Source organism: Pseudomonas sp. HB05, assembly GCF_016756915.1.
GTDB lineage: Bacteria > Pseudomonadota > Gammaproteobacteria > Pseudomonadales > Pseudomonadaceae > Aquipseudomonas > Aquipseudomonas alvandae.
This window is the reverse complement of the sequence record NZ_JAESPG010000005.1, coordinates 91,644-112,021: the sequence shown is the minus strand read 5'-3', so window position 1 is coordinate 112,021 and position 20,378 is coordinate 91,644. Positions and strand designations below refer to the sequence as shown.

The window sequence follows — 20,378 nt, the reverse complement described above, 5'->3', positions numbered from 1 at the left end:
ATAAATCCCCTCGCCACAACAAGCAACCTCACCACTGGCAATCAGTGCTTGCTACCACCCGCACAGGTCGGCGAAGCCGGGGCCGCGGCGGTCTGTGCCCACTCTTCAGGCGTGTAGGTGTGCAGCGCCAGCGCGTGGAATTCGCCCATCAGCTCGCCCAGCGTACCGTAGACCTTCTGGTGACGCTTGACCCGATTGAGGCCTTCGAACTGCCGGCTGACCACCACCGCCTTGAAATGGGTTTGCAGCCCACGGCTGTGCATATGGCTCTCGTCCAGCACTTGCAGGTGCTCGGGCTGCAAGAGTCCGAGGGTCGATTCAATGCGTTGTTGCATGCTCATGCGGGGCTCCGCTCAGGGCTTTTTCTTGGCCGGCGCGGCGGCTTTTGGTTCGAGCTCGGCGGTCATGTCCGCCAGCAGCTTGTTGACCACCGGTACGGCGCTTTCAAGCTTGGCCTGGGTCAGTTGCGCCGACTGCTGGGTCAGCTGTGGCATTTTTTCCAGGACTTTCTTGCCCAGGGGAGACTGATAGAAGGACACCAGGTCCTTGAGCTCCGACTCGCTGAAGTTGCTGGTGTAGAGCTTGACCATGTCCGGCTTGAGCTTGTTCCAGCCGATGGCCTGGTCCAGCGCGGCGTTGGCCTTGGCCTGGTAAGTCTCGAGGGTGGCTTTTTTCGATTCCGGAGCCTTGGTCTGCTCGAAGCGCTGGGCAAACATCTGCTGCACTTGCATGTACACCGGGGTACCCAGCTTGTCGGCGTGCGCCAGGGTCAGGAACGCTTCGGCACTGGCGTTGTGGCTGGCGGTATCGGCGAGGACAGGGCCGCTGGCACACACCAGAGCAACTGCGGTACAGATGGCACGAAGACGGGTCATCGAGTTTCCTTATCTAACAGGCGAGGTAAAACCCCAAGGGCGACCATTCTGCGCCTAAAAAACGCCGGGGCTCAACCCCGACCCTTGGCGGGTCCGATTGACGGACCGAACCGCACGCTCCTAGATTGAGGGAACCGCTAACGCCCACCAGGGCCTAAACTGCGCATTCAGCCTTACAGGAGTTTGACCCGATGAGCCGTATCGAAACCGACAGCCTTGGCCAGGTTGAAGTCCCGGATGAGGCCTATTGGGGCGCCCAGACACAGCGTTCCATGATCAACTTTGCCATCGGCAACGAACGCATGCCGCTGTCGGTGCTGCACGCCCTGGCACTGGTCAAGAAGGCCGCCGCGCGGGTCAATGACCGCAACGGTGACCTGCCCGCCGACATCGCCCGCCTGATCGAACAGGCCGCCGATGAAGTGCTGGCCGGCCAGCATGACGACCAATTCCCCCTGGTGGTCTGGCAGACCGGCAGCGGGACCCAGAGCAACATGAACGTCAACGAGGTGATTGCCGGGCGCGCCAATGAGCTGGCGGGCAATCCTCGCGGCGGCAAGAGCCCGGTGCATCCCAACGACCACGTCAACCGGTCCCAGAGCTCCAACGACTGTTTCCCAACCGCCATGCACATCGCCGCCGCCCAGGCCGTGTACCAGCAGTTGCTGCCGGCCATCAGCGAATTGTCCGGCGGCCTCGCGGAACTGGCGGCGCGCCACATGAAACTGGTCAAGACCGGACGCACCCACATGATGGACGCCACGCCGATCACCTTCGGCCAGGAGCTGTCTGCGTTCATTGCCCAGCTCGACTACGCCGAACGGGCGATTCGCGCAGCCTTGCCAGCGGTCTGCGAGCTGGCCCAGGGCGGCACGGCGGTGGGCACCGGGCTCAATTCGCCCCATGGTTTTGGCGAAGCGATTGCCGCTGAATTGGCGGCGCTGTCCGGCTTGCCCTTCGTCACCGCGCCGAACAAATTCGCTGCCCTGGCCGGGCATGAGCCGCTGACCACGTTGTCTGGCGCGTTGAAAACCCTGGCCGTGACGCTGATGAAAATCGCCAACGACCTGCGCCTGTTGGGTTCCGGGCCCCGCGCCGGTTTTGCCGAAGTGAAACTGCCGGCCAACGAACCGGGCAGTTCCATCATGCCCGGCAAGGTCAACCCGACCCAGTGCGAGGCCTTGTCGATGCTGGCCTGCCAGGTACTGGGGAACGACGTAGCCATCGGTTTTGCCGCCAGCCAGGGCCACTTGCAATTGAACGTGTTCAAGCCGGTGATCATCCACAACCTGCTGCAATCGATCCGCCTGCTGGCCGATGGCTGCAGCAACTTCCAGCAGCACTGCATCGCCGGCCTCGAACCGGACGCCGAGCAGATGGCGGCGCATCTGGAACGTGGGTTGATGCTGGTGACGGCGCTGAATCCGCACATCGGCTACGATAAATCGGCGGAAATCGCCAAGAAGGCCTACAGCGAAGGGCTGACCCTACGGGAGGCTGCGTTGCAGTTGGGGTACCTCACCGATGAGGAGTTCGAGACCTGGGTCCGGCCGGAAAACATGCTGGAGGCTGGCGGGCAGGGCTGAGTTTCATCCAAGGCAGGCAAGCCGCCTTCGCGAGCAAGCCCGCTCCCACAGGATCTTTTGGTGGATGCGATATTGCGATCATCACTGATCCACTGTGGGAGCGGGCTTGCTCGCGAAGAACGATGATGCGGTCTAGCGGCTGACAGCCAAACGCTCCCGCCGGGCCCTGAGCCCGGCGATGAGCGATGGGCCCAATGCAACCAGCGCCGATCCCAGCACCACCAGCACCGCCCCGCCATACCCCAGCAGGTTGATCTGTTCGGCATGAACATAATCGGGCCACCACCAGGCCGCCATCGCCACGGCGGCGAAGGTCACCAGCGGCGTGATCGCCAGGGTCGCGCTGACCCGCGAAGCTTCCCAATGGGCCAGCGCCTCGGCAAACGCGCCATAGGCAATCAAGGTATTGAGGCAGCAAGCGAGCAACAACCAGCCTTGCAGGGGACTCAGTTGCAACGCCTCCAGCGGATGGACCCAAGGCGTCAGCAATAGCGCACAGAACAGGTAGATCACCATCATCACCTGCAACGAATTCCATACCGTCAACAGTTGCTTCTGGCCGAGGGCGTAGAACGTCCAGACGGTCGAGGCCAGCAGCACCAGCAAGACGCCCGCGGTGTAGTCGCTCAGGGAGGTCAGCAACTCGGTAAGGCGCTGGTTGAAGAACAGCGCGAAACCGATCAGCAGCACCAGCAAGCCGATGCCCTGCCCCACGCTGAAACGCTCCTTGAACACAAACAGGCTGGCGACCAGCAACATGATCGGGCCCATCTGCACCACCAGTTGCGCGGTGCCGGGACTCAAGCGGTTCAAGCCCATCAGGTACAGCACGTAGTTGCCCACCAGCCCCAACACCGCCATCCCCACCAGCCAACCACCCCGGGGCCCGAGCACCTTGCGGCTGGGCAAGCGCCGGGTGGCCGCCAGATAGACGAAGAGCAGACTGCCGGACACTATCAGTCGAAACCAGGTCACCGTCACCGGGTCCATCACCTGCAGCACTTGCTTGAGCTTGATCGGCAGGATTCCCCATAACAGGGCAGTCAACAAGGCAAGGAACAGCCCGTAGACCCAGCGACCGGACGAAATGTGCATGCAACCCTCGAAGCCAAGACATGAACGCCCATTCTAGGCCCGGATCGATCGGTGCACACAGGCACAGTTGGGCATTCGCCGCTGATGGAATTGTACGGGTCGTAGCCGTCGATCGGCTGGACAGGCGCAAATCGACGACACCACATATGCTCAATTGAGACGACCACGCTGCCCCCCTATGGAGACCCGAAATGCCAGGAACGCGCGCCCAAGATACAGACGCCCCGAAGACAATATTCCGCAGTGACCGGATCTGTCGGGTAAACGGCGAGTTTTATTTCAATACGCGCGAAGGCACCCAGGAAGGTCCGTTCGAGACTCGCGAGGCTGCGGAGCAGGAGGTCGCGGCGTATATCCAACGCATGATGCTGCTGGCCAAACCGCCAGCAGAAAGGTTCGAAGCCCCGAGGGAGCCTATCTCCGCCGGACCAGTACCTGTAGGAGCTGCCGAGTGCAACGAGGCTGCGATCTTTCCATAGACACTTGAATCCCAAGCGAAAGATCAAAAGATCGCAGGCTTCGCCAGCTCCTACAAGCCGAGCGGGAGCAAGCTCCCTCGCCACGAAAGTCCAGGGGCGGCGCTTATCGAACCGCCTCGAACAACCCCGTCGCGCCCATCCCACCGCCGACGCACATGGTCACCACGCCATAGCGCAGGTTGCGCCGTTGCAGTTCCCGCACCAGATGCCCCACTTGCCGAGATCCGGTCATGCCGAACGGGTGGCCGATGGAGATCGAGCCGCCGTTGACGTTGTATTTCTCATTGTCGATCTCCAATCGATTGCGGCTGTAGAGGCACTGGGAGGCAAACGCCTCGTTGAGCTCCCACAGATCGATGTCGCCAATCTGCAGGCCCTTGGCCTTGAGCAGCCTCGGCACCGAGAACACCGGGCCGATGCCCATCTCGTCCGGCTCGCAACCGGCCACGGTAAAGCCGCGGAAAAACGCCTTGGGCTTGAGCCTCAGGGCCAGCGCTTTTTCCAGGCTCATCACCAGCGTCATCGAGGCGCCGTCGGACAGTTGGGAAGAGTTGCCCGCCGTCACCGAGCCGTCTTCGGCGAACACCGGCTTCAAGCCGGCCAGGCTTTCGTAGGTGGTATCGGGACGGTTGCAGTCATCACGGTCGACCACGCCATCCAGGATCTGCACGGCACCGGTGTGCTTGTCCTCGACCCGATACTTGACCTTCATCGGCACGATTTCATCGTTGAACAGCCCTTCGGCCTGGGCCCGGGCCGTGCGCTGCTGGCTCTGCAAAGCGTAGCGGTCCTGTTCCTCGCGGCTGACCTGATAACGGCGCGCGACAATCTCGGCGGTCTGGCCCATGGGGAAATAGATTCCCGGCACCTGCTCCTTGAGGAGGGGGTTGATCAGGTTGTCGGTGTTGACACTCTTCATGGTCAGGCTGATGGATTCGACGCCGCCGGCGACGATGATCTCGCTGCAACCCGAGGCGATCTGGTTGGCGGCGATCGCGATGGCTTGCAAGCCCGAAGAACAGAAACGGTTGAGGGTCATCCCGGCCGTGCCGATGCCCAGTTGCGAGAGCACCGCCACGTTACGCCCGATGTTGAAGCCTTGGGCACCCTCGTTGGAACCGGCGCCGACGATGCAGTCCTCGACGCTGGCCGGGTCGATGTCGTTGCGCGCCAGCAACGCGTTGACGCAATGCGCCGCCATGTCGTCCGGACGGGTCATGTTGAACTTGCCGCGAAAGGACTTGGCCAATCCGGTCCGTACGCTGTCGACGATCACCACTTCACGCATGGCGGCACCTCATTGTTGTTATCGGTTAAGAGTGGAATCGAGGATAGATCCACCCCATAACCGAACGCGACAATCATTCACCCCGCGTATGCGTGCCCATCGGGCTAGTTCTTTTTCCGCGCTTGCCTGGCCGAACGCTCGAACGCGGCCTCCAGCGCCTCGTTCAGCGTTCGCAATACCTTGACCCGAGCCCAACGCTTGTCGTTGGCTTCCACCAAGGTCCAAGGCGAAATCTCGGTGCTGGTGCGATCGACCATGTCGCAAACCGCCGAGCGATAGGCGTCCCACTTGTCCCGATTGCGCCAGTCGTCCTCGGTGATCTTGAAGCGCTTGAAGGGGATTTCCTCGCGCTCCTGGAAGCGCTCCAATTGGGTTTGCTTGTCGATCGCCAACCAGAACTTCACGACCACCACGCCGGCGTCGGCCAGCTGTTCCTCGAAATCGTTGATTTCACCGTAGGCCCGCAGCCAATCGGCACGGCTGCAAAAGCCCTCGACCCGCTCCACCAACACCCGCCCGTACCAGGAGCGGTCGAACATGGTGAATTTGCCCCGCGCCGGAATGTGCCGCCAGAACCGCCACATGTAGGGATGGGCACGTTCCTCTTCAGTGGGCGCGGCAATCGGCACGATGCTGTACTGGCGCGGATCGAGCGCCGCCGCGACCCGGCGAATCGCCCCGCCCTTGCCCGCCGCATCGTTGCCTTCGAACACCGCCACCAAGGCATGCCGGCGCATGCGCTTGTCCCGCAGCAGGCCAGCGAACCGGGCCTGCTCGGTGATCAGCTGTTCCTCGTAATCGGCCTTGTCCAGGCGCAGCGTCATATCCAGGCTGTCGATCAACGTCACTTGATCATCCAACGCTGGCAACGGTGCCACGTTGACTTTTTCTGCCTTGACCTTCGGCCGATCCAAGGCTTGGCGCAGCCCTTCGAGCAGGATCCGCCCGACCGCGAGGCTGCGGTAACAGGCATCGACGCCTTCAATCACGTGCCAGGGCGCGTAGTCGCGGCTGGTGCGGCGCAGAACGCGCTCGCCGTACTTGACGAACTTGTCGTAGGTCTGTGACTGCTGCCAATCCAGCGGACTGATGCGCCAGCTGTGCAGCGGATCGTCCTTGAGGCTCTTGAGACGGGCCTTCATCTGTTTCTTGGACAGGTGGAACCAGAACTTGAAAATCAGCGCGCCTTCATCGCAGAGCATTTTTTCCAGGCGCTCGGCACCGTTGATCGCCTGGTCGAGTCGGGGGTCTTTGAACTCGCCGTGCACCCGCCCCTGCAACATCTGGCTGTACCAGTTACCGAAGAAAATCCCCATGCGCCCCTTGGCCGGCAACATCCGCCAATAACGCCAGGCCGGCGGCCGCGCCAGCTCTTCATCGGTCTGCTGGTCGAACGTACGCACTTCGATCAGTCGCGGATCCATCCATTCGTTGAGCAACTTCACCGTCTCGCCCTTGCCCGCGCCTTCGATGCCGTTGATCAGAACGATGACCGGAAAACGACCCTGCTGATGCAGCTCGAATTGCGCTTCGAGCAACGCTTCTCGCAGTGCCGGGACTTCGGCCTCATAGGTTTCTTTATCAACGACGTGACCGATTTCGGCGGATTCGAACATGGGCAACTCCTTCCAGGAATTGGGCAAGACTAGCGGATTGGATGCGCGCCTGCGCAGCAGATTCCTTCTGGATGCAGGCACGCTTGCCTTGGATCAAGCAACGCCTTGCCGATCGGCTAGAATGGCGCCTTCATTTTCACCGAGCCCGTCATGACGCCCATTCAACACCACGCCCAACTCGACTGGGATGACCAGGGTCGCCCGCGTTCCCGGGTGTTTAACGATGTGTATTTCTCCGACCTGTCGGGCCTGGAAGAAACCCGCTACGTGTTCTTGCAGCAGAACAACCTGGCCGAGCGTTTCGCCGCGCTGACCGAGGGTGAGCGGCTGGTCATCGGCGAAACCGGGTTTGGCACCGGGTTGAATTTTCTCTGCGCCTGGCAGTTGTTCGAGCGATGCGCGCCGGCGGGGGCGCGGCTGCATTTTGTCAGTGTCGAGAAGTTTCCCCTGAGCCCCGAGGACCTGCGCCGGGCACTGGCCTTGTGGCCCGAACTCAAGGTCCAGGCTGATCAGTTGCTTGGGCAGTACGTCGCGATTCACCAGGGGTTCCAGCGCATGACCCTGGCGAACGGGCGGGTGACCCTGACGCTGTTGATCGGCGATGCTCTGGAGCAATTGCCGCAGCTGGATGGACAGATCGACGCTTGGTTCCTCGACGGTTTCGCCCCGGCGAAAAACCCCGAAATGTGGAGCGCCGAGCTGTTCGCCGAACTGGCGCGACTCGCCGCGCCGGGGGCCACCCTCAGCACCTTTACCAGTACCGGTTGGGTGCGACGCCGGCTGAACGCGGCGGGCTTCAAGATGAAGCGCACGCCAGGCATCGGCCATAAATGGGAGATTCTTCGCGGCGTGTTCCTCGGTTGGCCGGAACTGGCCCCGCTGCCGGCGCCAATCAAACCCTGGTACGCCCGCCCCGCCCCGCCTGCCGGCGAGCGTCGGGCCCTGGTGATCGGTGGCGGACTGGCCGGTTGCGCCAGCGCCGCCAGCCTCGCCGCCCGAGGCTGGCAGGTGACCTTGCTGGAGCGTCATGCCGGTCTGGCCGAGGAAGCGTCCGGCAATCCGCAAGGCGTGCTGTACCTCAAGCTGTCGGCCCATGGCACCGCGCTGTCGCAGATGATCCTCAGCGGTTTCGGCTACACGCGGCGCTTGCTCGAACAGCTGCAACGAGGCCTCGACTGGGACGGCTGCGGTGTCCTGCAACTGGCCTTCGACGCCAAGGAAGCCGAGCGTCAGGCGCGCTTGGCCGAGGCGTTTCCGGCAAGTCTCTTGAAGGTCCTCGATCGCGACGAGGCCGAGGCGAAATCGAGCATCGGCTTGCCCAGCGGCGGCTTGTTTTACCCCGAAGGCGGTTGGGTGCACCCGCCAGCGCTGTGTCGCTGGCAAGCCTCGAACCCGGCGATCGCGTTGCAGCCACACCATGAAGTGCTGGAACTGCGCCGTGTCGACGGCCAATGGCAGGCCTGGGACGGCGCGCGTTGCGTGGCCAGCGCACCCGTCGCAATCCTCGCCAGCGCCGCTGAGATCAAACGCTTCGAGCCCGCCGCCGAGCTGCCCCTCAAGCGTATTCGCGGACAGATCACCCGCCTGCCGCAAACCGCCCGCAGCCAAAGCCTGGCGACGGTGGTCTGCGCCGAGGGCTATGTGGCCCCGCCACGCATGGGCGAACACACATTGGGCGCCAGTTTTGATTTTCACAGCGACGACCTGACCCCCACCGCCGCCGAGCACGCCGGCAACCTGCAGATGCTCGAAGAGATTTCCGTAGACCTGGTGGATCGGCTCAACGCCCGAGTCCTGGATCCAGCGCAACTGGAAGGCCGAGCGGCGTTTCGCTGCACCAGCCCGGACTACCTGCCGATCGTCGGACCGCTGGCCGATCACCCGGCCTTCATCGAAGCGTATTCGGCCCTGGCCAAGGACGCCCGCCAAGTACCTGATACGCCGTGCCCCTGGCTTGACGGCCTGTACGTCAACAGCGGTCACGGTTCCCGAGGCCTGATCACCGCGCCGCTGTCCGGCGAACTGATCGCCGCCTGGCTGGAGAACGAACCGCTGCCCCTGCCGCGAAGCGTCGCCGAGGCGTGTCATCCGAACCGGTTCGCGTTGCGGGCGGTGATTCGGGGCAAGGCTTGAACATAGTGTTTTCCTTGTGGGAGCGGGCTTGCTCGCGAAGCGGTGGATCAGTCATCCAAGACGTTGACTGATGAGACGCCTTCGCGAGCAAGCCCGCTCCCACAGGTTCTGCATCACCTCGAATAAATCAATCCTGCTCAATCCCCACCCGTCGGCTTATAACGCATCGATATAAAACTCACAGGCATCCCACCGGTCAGTTCCTGAGTACCCGCCCTTTCGGCGTGTATGGCTTGACCCCTCCCCAACGGAAAAACCGGTAAGGACTTATGTGCGGATTAGCTGGTGAGTTACGTTTCGATCAACAACCTGCGGACCTTGCGGCCGTAGAGCGCATCACCCATCACTTGGCCCCTCGCGGCCCCGACGCGTGGGGTTTCCATAGCCAGGGGCCCATTGCCCTCGGCCATCGACGCCTGAAGATCATGGACCTGTCCGACGGCTCGGCCCAGCCGATGATCGACAATCACTTGGGCCTGTCCCTGGCGTTCAACGGCGCAATCTACAACTACCCGGAACTGCGGGCCGAACTCGAAGGCCTGGGGTACGCCTTTTATTCCGGCGGTGATACCGAAGTGCTGCTCAAGGGTTATCACGCTTGGGGCGAAGCGCTATTGCCCAAGCTCAACGGCATGTTCGCCTTCGCCATTTGGGAGCGCGACGCCAAGCGCCTGTTCATTGCCCGTGACCGTCTCGGTGTGAAACCGCTGTACCTGTCACGCACCGGCCAGCGCCTGCGCTTTGCCTCGGCGTTGCCAGCCTTGCTCAAGGGCGGCGACATCAATCCGGTGCTCGACCCGGTCGCCCTCAATCACTACCTGAATTTCCATGCCGTGGTCCCCGCACCGCGCACCTTGCTGGCCGGCATAGAAAAACTGCCCCCGGCCACCTGGATGCGCATCGAGGCGGACGGCAGCACCGAGCAGAAAACCTGGTGGACGCTGCCCTACGGTCCCCGGCCCGATGAGCAGGATCTCAACCTGGAAGACTGGATCGAACGCGTGCTGGACAGCACCCGCGAAGCGGTCGCCATTCGCCAACGTGCCGCCGTCGATGTCGGCGTGCTGCTGTCGGGCGGTGTGGATTCGAGCATGCTCGTGGGGCTGTTGCGTGAGGTCGGTGTTGACGACCTGTCGACGTTCTCCATCGGCTTCCAGGACGCCGGCGGCGAGCGCGGCGACGAGTTCCAGTATTCGGACCTGATCGCCAAGCACTACGGCACGCGCCATCACCAATTGCGCATCGACGAGAAAGAAATCATCGAACAGTTGCCCGCGGCGTTCCGCGCCATGAGCGAACCGATGGTGAGTCACGACTGCATCGCCTTCTACCTGCTGTCGCGGGAAGTGGCCAAGCATTGCAAAGTGGTGCAAAGCGGCCAGGGTGCCGACGAGCTGTTCGCCGGTTATCACTGGTACCCGCAGGTCGACGGGGCGAGCGATCCGTACGCGGCCTATCGCGCGGCCTTTTTCGATCGCAGCTACGAAGAATATGCCGCCACCGTGCAGCCCAAATGGCTCACCGCCAACGACGCCGCCGGAGACTTCGTCAAGGAACACTTTGCCCAACCAGGCGCCGATGCCGCAGTCGACAAGGCCTTGCGCCTGGACAGCACGGTGATGCTGGTGGACGACCCGGTCAAGCGCGTCGACAACATGACCATGGCCTGGGGCCTGGAGGCGCGCACACCGTTCCTCGATTACCGGCTGGTGGAGCTTTCCGCCCGGGTACCGGCGAAATTCAAGCTGCCCGACGGCGGCAAGCACGTGCTCAAGGAAGCCGCCCGCCGGGTGATCCCGAGCGAAGTCATCGACCGCAAGAAAGGCTATTTCCCGGTGCCGGGCCTCAAGCATCTTGAAGGCAACACCCTCGCCTGGGTCCGTGAACTGCTGCTGGATCCGAGCCAGGATCGCGGCCTGTTCAACCCGAGCATGCTCGATCGCCTGCTGACCGACCCCAACGGCCAACTGACGCCGTTGCGCGGCTCGCGGCTGTGGCAATTGGCGGCGCTGAACCTGTGGCTCAGCGAGCAAGGAATCTGATCGATGAAACCCCATACGAACCTTCATAACCAACGACTCTTGCGCGGCCAGCCGCCGTCCTACGAACGCTTGCAGGCGCGGCTGGCCGAAGACGGCAGCGAACTGGGCGCCGATCCGATCGCGGTGCATTGCGGCTGGGGCCGGCTGTTGATCGGCCATACGTTTCCCGACCCGGCGAGCCTGGCCCGAGAGCTGCTCAACGAACAACCCGGCGAGCGTGACATTGCCCTGTACGTCGCCGCGCCCCAGCAGGTCTTGGGCCTGGAGCCGACGCAACTGTTCCTCGACCCCTCCGACACCTTGCGCCTGTGGTTCAGCGACTACCGGCAATCCACGAGGGTGTTTCGCGGCTTCCGGATTCGCCGCGCCCAGAGCGACAGCGATTGGCAGGCCATCAATCAGCTTTACCAGGCTCGCGGCATGCTGCCCATTGACCCGGAGCGATTGACACCACGGCACCAGGGCGGGCCGGTGTACTGGCTGGCCGAGGACGATGATACCGGCGCGGTGATCGGCAGCGTGATGGGCCTCAATCATCAGAAAGCTTTCAACGATCCGGAAAACGGCAGCAGCCTCTGGTGCCTGGCGGTGGATCCGCACTGCCCACGTCCCGGCGTAGGCGAAGTGTTGGTGCGCCACCTCATCGAACATTTCATGAGCCGTGGCTTGAGCTACCTCGACCTGTCGGTGCTGCACGACAATCGCCTGGCGAAAAACCTCTACGCCAAGCTCGGTTTCCGCAACCTGTCGACGTTTGCGATCAAGCGCAAGAACGGCATCAACCAACCGCTGTTCCTCGGCCCCGGCCCCGAGGCGCAATTCAATCCCTATGCCCGCATCATCGTCGAAGAGGCGCACCGACGCGGCATCGAAGTGCAGGTGGATGACGCCGAGGCGGGGCTGTTCACCTTGGTGCATGGCAGCCGCCGGATTCGCTGCCGGGAATCCCTGAGCGACCTGACCAGCGCGATCAGCATGACGCTCTGCCAGGACAAGAGCCAGACGCACAAGGTATTGAAAAACGCTGGCCTCAACCTTCCGGCACAGCAGCTGGCGGGCAACGCCGATGACAACCTGGCCTTTCTCGATGAGCACGAGCGCGTGGTGGTCAAGCCGCTGGATGGAGAACAGGGCCAAGGCGTTGCGGTGGATCTACGCACGATCGAGGAAGTCCAGACCGCCATCGAAGCCGCCAAGCGCTTTGACAGTCGCGTGCTGCTGGAAAGCTTCCACGAAGGGTTGGACCTGCGCATCCTGGTGATCGGTTTTGAAGTGGTCGCGGCTGCGATCCGTCGTCCGGCGGAAGTGATCGGCGATGGCCAGCACAGCATCGGCGCGCTGATCGAAGCCCAGAGCCGGCGGCGGCAGGCGGCGACGGGCGGCGAGAGCAAGATCCCCATGGACGCCGAGACCGAGCGTACCTTGCGCGCCGCCGGCCATGACTACGACAGCGTACTGCCGGCGGGCGAACATCTCTTCGTGCGACGCACGGCGAACCTCCATACCGGCGGCGTCCTGGAAGACGTGACCGCCATCCTTCATCCGACCCTGGCCGATGCCGCGGTGCGCGCTGCACGAGCGCTGGACATTCCCATGGTCGGCCTGGACCTGCTGGTCCCGGCGGCCGATCAACCGGATTACGTGTTCATCGAAGCCAACGAGCGCGCCGGCCTGGCCAACCACGAACCGCAGCCCACCGCCGAGCGTTTTGTGGATTTGTTGTTTCCCCATAGCCAGGCGGTGACCTGAGACCTTTGTGGCGAGGGAGCTTGCTCCCACCGGGGCCCGTAGGAGCTGGCGAAGCCTCGGGCCGCGTTCGGACGATCTTTTGATCTTTTACGCTTGGGATTCGAGTGTCATTGAAAAGATCGCAGCCTCGCTTCGCTCGGCAGCTCCTACAGGCCCAGCGCGAGCTTGCTTCCTTGCCACGGGATCCGTCATTCCAATATTCCGCGAGGAGTTTCCATGATCAGTAAAATTCCCGAGCCGGACCTCGAATACCTGCAAAAAGTCCTGTTGGAAATGCTCGCCATTCCCAGCCCGACCGGCTTCACCGACACCATCGTGCGCTATGTCGCCGAGCGGCTCGAAGAGCTGGGCATCCCTTTCGAAATGACCCGGCGCGGCACGATCCGCGCCACCCTCAAAGGCCGCAAAAGCAGCCCTGACCGGGCGGTTTCGGCGCATCTGGACACCATCGGCGCCTCGGTACGGGCCATCAAGGACAACGGCCGCCTGACGCTCGCCCCGGTGGGTTGCTGGTCGAGCCGGTTTGCCGAGGGCAGCCGGGTCAGCCTGTTTACCGACACCGGCGTGATTCGCGGCAGCGTCCTGCCGTTGATGGCATCCGGTCATGCCTTCAACACCGCCGTGGATGAGATGCCCATCAGTTGGGACCACATCGAACTGCGCCTGGACGCCTACTGCACCACCCGCGCCGATTGCGAAACATTGGGCGTGGGCGTTGGCGACTACGTGGCCTTCGATCCCTTGCCGGAGTTCACCGAAAGCGGCCACATCAGCGCCCGCCACCTGGATGACAAGGCCGGGGTCGCCGCGCTGCTGGCGGCGCTCAAGGCCATCGTCGACAGTGGTGAAGAGCTGCTGATCGACTGCCACCCGCTGTTCACCATCACCGAGGAAACCGGCAGCGGCGCGGCGGCTGCGCTGCCCTGGGACGTCAGCGAATTTGTCGGGATCGACATCGCCCCGGTCGCCCCCGGCCAACACTCCAATGAACACGCAGTGAGCGTGGCGATGCAGGATTCCGGTGGTCCGTATGACTATCACCTGTCACGGCACTTGCTGAAGCTCGCCAAGGAAAACGAACTGCCGGTGCGCCGCGACCTGTTTCGCTACTACTTCAGCGACGCCCATTCGGCGATCACCGCCGGCCACGATATCCGTACCGCCCTGCTCGCCTTCGGTTGCGACGCGACCCACGGCTACGAACGCACCCACATCGACAGCCTGGCCGCGCTGAGTCGCCTGCTCGGCGCCTACATTCTCAGCCCACCGGTATTCGCCAGCGACGCACAACCGGCCCAAGGGTCCCTGGACCGATTCAGTCACCAGATCGAACACGATGCGCAGATGGAAAGCGATACCCGGGTGCCGTCGGTGGACAGCTTGATCGGGCAGCGTTCGGATAGTTGACTGGCGGAAACGCTGCTGCCGGGTGTGAACGCGCAACTGTGGGAGCGGGCTTGCTCGCGAAAGCGGCGGTACATTCAGCAATTGTCCTGACTGTTCCATCACCATCGCGAGCAAGCCCGCTCCCACACGGATGTGCCAGGGCAGCCAACCCCGGGCTAGCCGCCACAGCCCATCCGCCGTAGCATCCGCCCAATTGTCTAGCGGAGCCCTGTCATGCTGATCCCACACGAGCAACTCGAAGTCGATACCCTCACCCGCCTGATCGAGGATTTCGTTACCCGCGACGGAACTGACAACGGTGATGATACCCCGTTGGAAACCCGCGTCCTGCGAGTCAGGCAAGCCCTGGCCAAAGGCCAGGCCTTGATTGTCTTCGATCCCGAGAGCGAACAGTGCCAGTTGATGCTCAAGCACGATGTGCCCAAGCATCTATTCGATTGAACACCCCTTGCGCGCGGCACGCGCCTTTTTCTTCTGGATCTTCTCGTAGATTTCGAACCGGTGGACATCGACGTGCCGTGGCGCTTCCACGCCGAAACGCACGGTACTCCCACTGACCGATAACACGCGGACAGAAATGTCATCGCCGATGGAAATCAGTTCACCAATGGTGCGGCTTAATACGAGCATGGTTATGTTCCTTAAGAAGGTCTGGACCTCGACCATGCCCGGCCAATTTTCCATGCACAAGATACCGGCGATAAATCAGTAATCCCCTACAAACAGGGACCCCAACGCCTGAAGGAAATGTCCTGCAAAAACCCGTTTTCGACCTGATTCATGGCCCCGTGAGTCGCGGGCCGAACAGAATCACTCCCGCCCCCAACACGCAAAGGGCCACGCCAATCCAGTCGGAACCCAACGGTCGCACACGCTCCACCACCGCCAACCAGCCGATCGAGGCGACGATGTAGATCCCGCCATAGGCGGCATAGGCACGACCGGCGTAAGTGGCTTCGATACGGGTCAACAACACGGCGAACAGTGTGAGACTGAGCAGTGCCGGCGCGATCCACCAGGCGCTCTTGCCCTGGCGCAACCACATCCAGAAGGCGTAGCAACCCGCGATCTCGAAGAGTGCGGCGAGAAAGAACCAAAGGTAATTGAACATGGGGGGTGGTCCATCAGGAAGGCACGAGGGCGCCATCCTGATGGATGCCGGGAACGCGGGTCAACCCAGGTTCTGGCGGGCCTTGGCGCGCATTTTGTCAGCCATGGCGGTCATTTCGTCGTAGAGCGACTGTGGGTTCTTCTGCTTCATGGCCCAAGCAGCCCGCCCCTGTTCGTGGGGCAGGATCATGAACTGCCCTTCGGCGACCTGCAGGTAGATGTAATCGGCGATCTCAGCAGCCGTGATGGGCGAGCTTTCCAGCAATTTCCCGACCTGGGCCTTCATGGCCGGGGTCGGCCCGCGGAAAGAATCCAGCAAATTGGTCTGGAAGAATGACGGGCAGACCACGTGCACGCCGATTTCCTGCTGGGCCAGCTCAACCAACAGGCTTTCCGACAAGGCCACGACGCCGGCCTTGGCCACGTTGTAGTTGCTCATGGCGGGGCCTTGCATCAGCGCCGCCATGGAGGCGATGTTGATGATCTTGCCGCGACTTTTTTCCAGCAGCGGCAAGAACGCCTTGCAGCCCTTGACCACGCCCATCAGGTTGATTGCGATCTGCCAGTCCCAATCCTCCAGGGACAGTTCGCTGAAGAACCCGCCCGACGCCACGCCGGCGTTGTTGACGATAACGTCGATGCCGCCGAGCTTTTCCTCGCAGGCCTGGGCGAATGCCGTGAGTTGGCTGTAGTCACGGACATCGCAGCGTTGGACGAACCCGTCGCCGCCCGCTTCGCGCACCTGCCTGAGGGTTTCCTGGAGACCTGGCTCACTGACGTCCGACAAGGCCAGGCGCCAGCCTTCGCGGGCCCAGCGCAGCGCGATTTCGCGGCCCAGGCCTGAGCCGGCACCGGTGATCATCATGCGATTTTGCATAGGGAAACAGCCTTGTTGTTCCGGGAGAGATAGGCCGAGTGTAGCGAAGGCCCCCGCCCGACCCACGCTCCATCAGATTGCTGAATGGCGAGGGCAAACCATGGGAGGTCTTGAAGTCATGTCCTGGCGTGAGTCGCGACACCACGGCAATGCGCTATATCGAACGACAAAAAACTTTGAATTTTTTACAGGACGTTACGGTCGGACTTTATAAGCCGCCCGGATTTAACGCATGCGCGCTGGCAGTTGAAAGTTTTAATCACTGATGAACTGACCAATAAGGAAATCAACAATGGGCACTATTCTTATCATCATCCTGATCCTCCTGCTGATCGGTGGCCTGCCGGTCTTCCCGCACTCCAGAAGTTGGGGTTACGGCCCGTCCGGTATCATCGGCGTAGTCTTGGTAGTGCTGTTGATCCTGCTGTTACTTGGGAAGATATAAATCCCAAGCGCAAAAAAAGAGGCCTTCAAGGCCTCTTTTTTATTCACTGGACTATCAGTCCGGCTTGCCGTCAACAACGCCGGCGGTGTTATCCAACAGGCTCTTGGTCGCGGTTTGCAAGAACGATTCAAGTTGGGTTTTCATCTCGCCAGTCTCCGGAGCATCCGGGATGATCTCTGCGTGTGGGTTGGCGCCCAGTTCATAGCGAAACATCTTCGGTGCCATTGCCTTTTCCTCTGGCAATACCAGGATCTTGTCGTCGTGGATCAGCGCGGTGGTCTGGTCGCTGCCCGACGGCTTGATCACGCCAAATCCGCTGTCGCCTGGCGGCAGGTTCAACAAGTCGCGGCCCCAGCATTGGTTACGCACTTCTCCGCCGAGCCGGCCCATGATGGTCGGGACGATATCGACTTGGGTGCCAACGGTGTGATTGCGCTGGCCAAATTTCTCCTGGACGCCTGGCCCGATCAGCAGCATCGGCACGTTGAAACGGCCCAGGTCCATCTCGGTGATCTGGCGCTCGTTGCCAAAGCCATGATCGCCGACCACCACAAACAGGGTTTCCTTGAAATAAGGCTCCTTGCGCGCCTTCTCGAAGAACTGGCCCAGCGCCCAGTCGGAGTAACGCATGGCGGTCAAGTGTTCGTTCAGGCGCCCACGGTCAGTGACCGGTTCCACCGGCAACGGCGTCGGCAGTGCGTAGGGCGTGTGGTTGGACAGGGTTTGCAGCAAGGCATAGAACGGCTTGCCGTTTTCCCGGGCCTTGAGCTCGATCAGGCCACGGTCGAACATGTCCTGGTCGGAGACGCCCCAGGTCGGATCGGAGAACACCGGGTTGACGAAGTCGTTACGGCCGATGAACGTGGTCATGCCCTGGCTGCTGAAGAAGCCTGACTGGTTGTCCCAGGCAAAATCGCCGTTGTAGACATACACGTCGTCGTAATCGCGAGCGCTGAGCAATTGCGGCAGGCCCGACAGCTTGTGGCTGCCTTCCGGCGTCTGCATCAGGTATTCGAAACCTGGCAGGTTCGGGAAGCACGCCATGGTGGCGAACATGCCCTGGTGGGTGTGGGTGCCGTTGGAGAAGAAACGGTCGAACAGCAGGCCTTCCTTGGACAACTTGTCGAGGTAAGGCGTGATGTTGCCCGGCGCGCCCAAGGCGCCCACCGAGTGGCCGGCCATGCTTTCCATCAGGATCACGACCACGTTCTTGATCGGCAGCGTCTTGTCGGCCGGCGGCGTGTAGTCGCGGCGCACCGCGGCGGTCTCGGTGTCGACGAGCTTATCGTCGGGCAGCACCAGCATGTTGCGCACGGTCTGCTGCGCCAGCGGCTGCTCAAGGGTGGCTTTCCAGATGTTGTCACGGTCTTCGGACATCCGGCTCTTGGCCGCAGCCACCAGGGACAACGTTCCGTTGAGGCCCAACTGGTTGGCGAAATTCGAATCGGTGGTATAGACGTCGCCCCAACGCAGTGGAGGGCCTTGGCGCAGGGTGCCGCGAGCAGCGGCCACGGCCACCAGAAGGCAGACCATGAATACCGCGACACGGCCGTACCATGGAGCGATCTGCCGCGTGCCAATGCTGCCGCCGCTGAAAGGTCCACGCGGACGCGTGGCCCGGTCGGCGCCCTTGAATGCCAAGCTCAGGATGATAGTGCCGCCAGCCCAGGCCAGCAGATAGCGCACCACCGGGAAGCCGTACCAGAGCATGCTCATCACGGTTTTCGGGTCTTCCTTGACGTATTGGAAGACCAGGCCGTTGAGGCGTTGGTGGAACTCGCGATAGAAATCCATCTCCATCAAGCCCAGGAACAGCGCGATGCTGGAGGTGACGGTCAGCCAGAAACGAAAGAACCCACGTGCCGCCATGGCCCGCGCACTGAACAACGCCAGCAGCAACGGAATGCAGAGATAGACGACCAGCCGAAGGTCGAAACGCAGGCCGTTGGCAAACGCTTCCACGAAGGTCGAGGCCGGCGTGTCGAGGATCATCTCGCGGTTGTAGACCAGCAACGCCACGCGCAGCAGGCTGAACATGATCATCATCACCAGGGCACAGAGCAGCGTGTAGGCCAGGTGCGATTTGACGGTCGGTTGCAGCAGGCGATGCGTGGTGCGCTGCTGACTCAGGGCGTCCGGGATTGCCATGTCGTTTGAGGACCTATTGAAGTGGGGTCAAAAGTAGGAATTACAGCGCGCCCTCTGTCGAGCCATTCAAGGCCGGGGCTTGCGCGAAAGCGCAGATCTTGCACGAACGGTCATGGCATTGCCATTAAATAACCGGGCAATAAAAGCGCGGAGGATTGTCCGCAAGGTTTTGTGAAAATTTCGTTCAATGAATGTTTCGCAACACAAAAGTGCCCACTCACCAGAGCCGAACACCGTTGTGGCGAGGGGATTTATCCCCGCTGGGCTGCGCAGCAGCCCCATGGATTTACCTGACGCACCCAATTGCTTGAATGTTTGTTGGGGCCGCTGCGCGGCCCAGCGGGGATAAATCCCCTCGCCACAAAAGCATCTTGCGACAACGTTCAGGATTTCAGTCGTTGCTCGGCTTGTTGATCGCCTGCAAAACATACTGCGGCATGGCGAACGCGCCGATGTGAATCTCGGGGTTGTAGTAGCGTGTCACGATACCGCTGCCGATGAACCGCTCGCGCAGGGTTTCACGGGACAGCTTGCGGTAGGCCGTGTCGGTCGAACCCCAGGCGAAGGTCATGGCGCCGCCGATGTAGGTCGGCACGGCGGCCTGGTAGAAATGCCAATCGGCGAACAACCCACGCAGGCGCCCGGCGGTGGTCTGGACTTCGCCCAGTTGCATGAACGGCGTGCCGTTCTGGGTCACCAGGATCCCGCCCTCGTTCAGGCAACGGCGGCAGGCCTGGTAGAAGTTTTCCGAAAACAGCACCTCGCCCGGACCGATCGGGTCGGTGGAGTCGGAAATAATGACGTCGAATTTTTCCTCGGTGGTGGCGACGAAACGCATGCCGTCGTCGATCACCAGGTTCAGGCGCGGGTCGTCATAGGCACCCTTGGAGTGGTTGGGCAGGAACTCCTTGCACATGTCCACCACGGTGCCGTCGATTTCGACCATGGTGATGTGCTCGATGCCCGCATGCTTGGTCACTTCCCGCAGCATGCCGCCGTCGCCGCCACCGATGATCAATACACGCTTGGCCGCGCCATGGGCGAGGATGGGAACGTGAGTCAGCATCTCGTGATAGATGTATTCGTCGGCTTCGGTGGTCTGGATCACCCCATCCAAGGCCATGACCCGGCCCATGCGCGGGTTCTCGAAGATCACCAGGTGCTGGTGTTCGGTGCGCACTTCGTGCAGCAGCTTATCCATGCGAAAACGCTGGCCATAGCCTTCGTAGAGGGTTTCCAGGTAATCGCCGGTCGGGGTGGTCGTCATGGTCAAGTGCTCCAATCAATACGCGGTGGGCCAATGAGGCTCGCAAAGGCGCGCATTCTACGACGCTGGGGATGACAGGTCGAACCTTGAAGGCCTCCTAGCCCAACCATATGACGAGAGAGCTGATTTCAGAAAATCATGCGAGCCTTTGTGGCGAGGGGATTTATCCCCGTTGGGCTGTGTAGCAGCCCCAAAACAACCAGCTTGTTGTATATGGCTCACCGAAGCGTCGGTTTTCAGGGCTGCTTCACCCCCAGCGGG

The 20,378-nt window shown here is 61.9% G+C and carries 17 protein-coding genes and 1 pseudogene; 8 read left to right on the top strand and 10 right to left on the bottom strand.

Annotated elements, in window-relative coordinates:
* Positions 1–41: 41 nt before the first annotated feature.
* Entirely contained in the window at positions 42–341 is a 300-nt protein-coding gene (locus JMN22_RS07520; RefSeq protein WP_030141032.1) for a BolA family protein, read from the bottom strand.
* Positions 342–353: 12 nt separating this feature from the next.
* On the bottom strand, positions 354–875 hold the full coding sequence (locus JMN22_RS07515; RefSeq protein WP_030141033.1) for a DUF2059 domain-containing protein: 522 nt from the start codon (positions 873–875) through the stop codon (positions 354–356).
* Between the two features lie 191 nt (positions 876–1,066).
* Between JMN22_RS07515 and JMN22_RS07510 the strand changes: the two genes are divergently transcribed.
* Positions 1,067–2,461, top strand: coding sequence for a class II fumarate hydratase (locus JMN22_RS07510; protein WP_198797548.1), 1,395 nt, complete (start codon positions 1,067–1,069; stop codon positions 2,459–2,461).
* A gap of 132 nt (positions 2,462–2,593) precedes the next feature.
* Here the strand turns inward: JMN22_RS07510 and JMN22_RS07505 are convergent, their stop codons facing one another.
* Positions 2,594–3,556 carry a DMT family transporter gene (locus JMN22_RS07505; protein ID WP_030141035.1) on the bottom strand — a complete coding sequence of 321 codons (963 nt, stop codon included), beginning with the start codon at positions 3,554–3,556 and terminating at the stop codon, positions 2,594–2,596.
* Positions 3,557–3,747: 191 nt separating this feature from the next.
* On the opposite strand from JMN22_RS07505, the pseudogene JMN22_RS26515 reads away from it, so the two are divergent.
* Positions 3,748–3,936: pseudogene (locus tag JMN22_RS26515) on the top strand (DUF6316 family protein); the annotation flags it as partial.
* A 202-nt stretch (positions 3,937–4,138) separates the two neighbouring features.
* Here the strand turns inward: JMN22_RS26515 and JMN22_RS07500 are convergent.
* Entirely contained in the window at positions 4,139–5,323 is a 1,185-nt protein-coding gene (locus JMN22_RS07500) for a thiolase family protein (RefSeq protein ID WP_198797547.1), read from the bottom strand.
* A 104-nt stretch (positions 5,324–5,427) separates the two neighbouring features.
* Positions 5,428–6,939 (bottom strand): polyphosphate:AMP phosphotransferase, encoded by a 1,512-nt coding sequence (pap, locus tag JMN22_RS07495; RefSeq protein WP_198797546.1) that lies wholly within the window; start codon positions 6,937–6,939, stop codon positions 5,428–5,430.
* A gap of 150 nt (positions 6,940–7,089) precedes the next feature.
* Here pap and mnmC point away from each other — a divergent pair, with 150 nt between their 5' ends.
* From mnmC to JMN22_RS07470, 5 genes are all read left to right on the top strand, one after another.
* The gene (mnmC, locus tag JMN22_RS07490) at positions 7,090–9,072 is read left to right on the top strand and encodes a bifunctional tRNA (5-methylaminomethyl-2-thiouridine)(34)-methyltransferase MnmD/FAD-dependent 5-carboxymethylaminomethyl-2-thiouridine(34) oxidoreductase MnmC (protein ID WP_198797545.1); all 1,983 of its coding nucleotides are present in this window, start codon (positions 7,090–7,092) and stop codon (positions 9,070–9,072) included.
* Between the two features lie 269 nt (positions 9,073–9,341).
* Positions 9,342–11,114 carry an N-acetylglutaminylglutamine amidotransferase gene (locus tag JMN22_RS07485; RefSeq protein WP_030141040.1) on the top strand — a complete coding sequence of 591 codons (1,773 nt, stop codon included), beginning with the start codon at positions 9,342–9,344 and terminating at the stop codon, positions 11,112–11,114.
* Between the two features lie 3 nt (positions 11,115–11,117).
* Complete coding sequence (gene ngg / locus JMN22_RS07480) at positions 11,118–12,863, top strand: N-acetylglutaminylglutamine synthetase (RefSeq protein WP_198797738.1); 1,746 nt, start codon at positions 11,118–11,120, stop codon at positions 12,861–12,863.
* Positions 12,864–13,079: 216 nt separating this feature from the next.
* Complete coding sequence (locus tag JMN22_RS07475) at positions 13,080–14,270, top strand: osmoprotectant NAGGN system M42 family peptidase (protein ID WP_030141042.1); 1,191 nt, start codon at positions 13,080–13,082, stop codon at positions 14,268–14,270.
* A 213-nt stretch (positions 14,271–14,483) separates the two neighbouring features.
* The gene (locus JMN22_RS07470; RefSeq protein WP_030141043.1) at positions 14,484–14,711 is read left to right on the top strand and encodes a YheU family protein; all 228 of its coding nucleotides are present in this window, start codon (positions 14,484–14,486) and stop codon (positions 14,709–14,711) included.
* Here JMN22_RS07470 and csrA read toward each other — a convergent pair.
* From csrA to JMN22_RS07455, 3 genes are all read right to left on the bottom strand, one after another.
* Entirely contained in the window at positions 14,700–14,900 is a 201-nt protein-coding gene (gene csrA, locus JMN22_RS07465; protein WP_198797737.1) for a carbon storage regulator CsrA, read from the bottom strand. The genes JMN22_RS07470 and csrA overlap by 12 nt on opposite strands.
* A 148-nt stretch (positions 14,901–15,048) precedes the next feature.
* On the bottom strand, positions 15,049–15,381 hold the full coding sequence (locus JMN22_RS07460) for a YnfA family protein (protein WP_198797736.1): 333 nt from the start codon (positions 15,379–15,381) through the stop codon (positions 15,049–15,051).
* Between the two features lie 60 nt (positions 15,382–15,441).
* Positions 15,442–16,257, bottom strand: coding sequence for an SDR family oxidoreductase (locus tag JMN22_RS07455; protein WP_030141045.1), 816 nt, complete (start codon positions 16,255–16,257; stop codon positions 15,442–15,444).
* Between the two features lie 292 nt (positions 16,258–16,549).
* Here JMN22_RS07455 and JMN22_RS07450 point away from each other — a divergent pair, with 292 nt between their 5' ends.
* On the top strand, positions 16,550–16,702 hold the full coding sequence (locus tag JMN22_RS07450) for a DUF3309 family protein (RefSeq protein WP_018606531.1): 153 nt from the start codon (positions 16,550–16,552) through the stop codon (positions 16,700–16,702).
* 54 nt (positions 16,703–16,756) lie between these two features.
* Here JMN22_RS07450 and JMN22_RS07445 read toward each other — a convergent pair whose 3' ends face one another.
* Positions 16,757–18,850, bottom strand: coding sequence for an LTA synthase family protein (locus JMN22_RS07445; RefSeq protein WP_198797735.1), 2,094 nt, complete (start codon positions 18,848–18,850; stop codon positions 16,757–16,759).
* Positions 18,851–19,241: 391 nt separating this feature from the next.
* Positions 19,242–20,117, bottom strand: a complete 876-nt coding sequence (gene speE / locus JMN22_RS07440; protein ID WP_030141047.1) for a polyamine aminopropyltransferase — start codon at positions 20,115–20,117, stop codon at positions 19,242–19,244.
* Between the last annotated feature and the right edge of the window lie 261 nt (positions 20,118–20,378).

Coding starts and splice junctions, on each gene's coding strand:
- JMN22_RS07520 (WP_030141032.1), bottom strand. CDS start 341: ATGAGCATGCAACAACGCATTGAATCGACCCTCGGACTCTTGCAGCCC.
- JMN22_RS07515 (WP_030141033.1), bottom strand. CDS start 875: ATGACCCGTCTTCGTGCCATCTGTACCGCAGTTGCTCTGGTGTGTGCC.
- JMN22_RS07510 (WP_198797548.1), top strand. CDS start 1,067: ATGAGCCGTATCGAAACCGACAGCCTTGGCCAGGTTGAAGTCCCGGAT.
- JMN22_RS07505 (WP_030141035.1), bottom strand. CDS start 3,556: ATGCACATTTCGTCCGGTCGCTGGGTCTACGGGCTGTTCCTTGCCTTG.
- JMN22_RS07500 (WP_198797547.1), bottom strand. CDS start 5,323: ATGCGTGAAGTGGTGATCGTCGACAGCGTACGGACCGGATTGGCCAAG.
- pap (WP_198797546.1), bottom strand. CDS start 6,939: ATGTTCGAATCCGCCGAAATCGGTCACGTCGTTGATAAAGAAACCTAT.
- mnmC (WP_198797545.1), top strand. CDS start 7,090: ATGACGCCCATTCAACACCACGCCCAACTCGACTGGGATGACCAGGGT.
- JMN22_RS07485 (WP_030141040.1), top strand. CDS start 9,342: ATGTGCGGATTAGCTGGTGAGTTACGTTTCGATCAACAACCTGCGGAC.
- ngg (WP_198797738.1), top strand. CDS start 11,118: ATGAAACCCCATACGAACCTTCATAACCAACGACTCTTGCGCGGCCAG.
- JMN22_RS07475 (WP_030141042.1), top strand. CDS start 13,080: ATGATCAGTAAAATTCCCGAGCCGGACCTCGAATACCTGCAAAAAGTC.
- JMN22_RS07470 (WP_030141043.1), top strand. CDS start 14,484: ATGCTGATCCCACACGAGCAACTCGAAGTCGATACCCTCACCCGCCTG.
- csrA (WP_198797737.1), bottom strand. CDS start 14,900: ATGCTCGTATTAAGCCGCACCATTGGTGAACTGATTTCCATCGGCGAT.
- JMN22_RS07460 (WP_198797736.1), bottom strand. CDS start 15,381: ATGTTCAATTACCTTTGGTTCTTTCTCGCCGCACTCTTCGAGATCGCG.
- JMN22_RS07455 (WP_030141045.1), bottom strand. CDS start 16,257: ATGCAAAATCGCATGATGATCACCGGTGCCGGCTCAGGCCTGGGCCGC.
- JMN22_RS07450 (WP_018606531.1), top strand. CDS start 16,550: ATGGGCACTATTCTTATCATCATCCTGATCCTCCTGCTGATCGGTGGC.
- JMN22_RS07445 (WP_198797735.1), bottom strand. CDS start 18,850: ATGGCAATCCCGGACGCCCTGAGTCAGCAGCGCACCACGCATCGCCTG.
- speE (WP_030141047.1), bottom strand. CDS start 20,117: ATGACGACCACCCCGACCGGCGATTACCTGGAAACCCTCTACGAAGGC.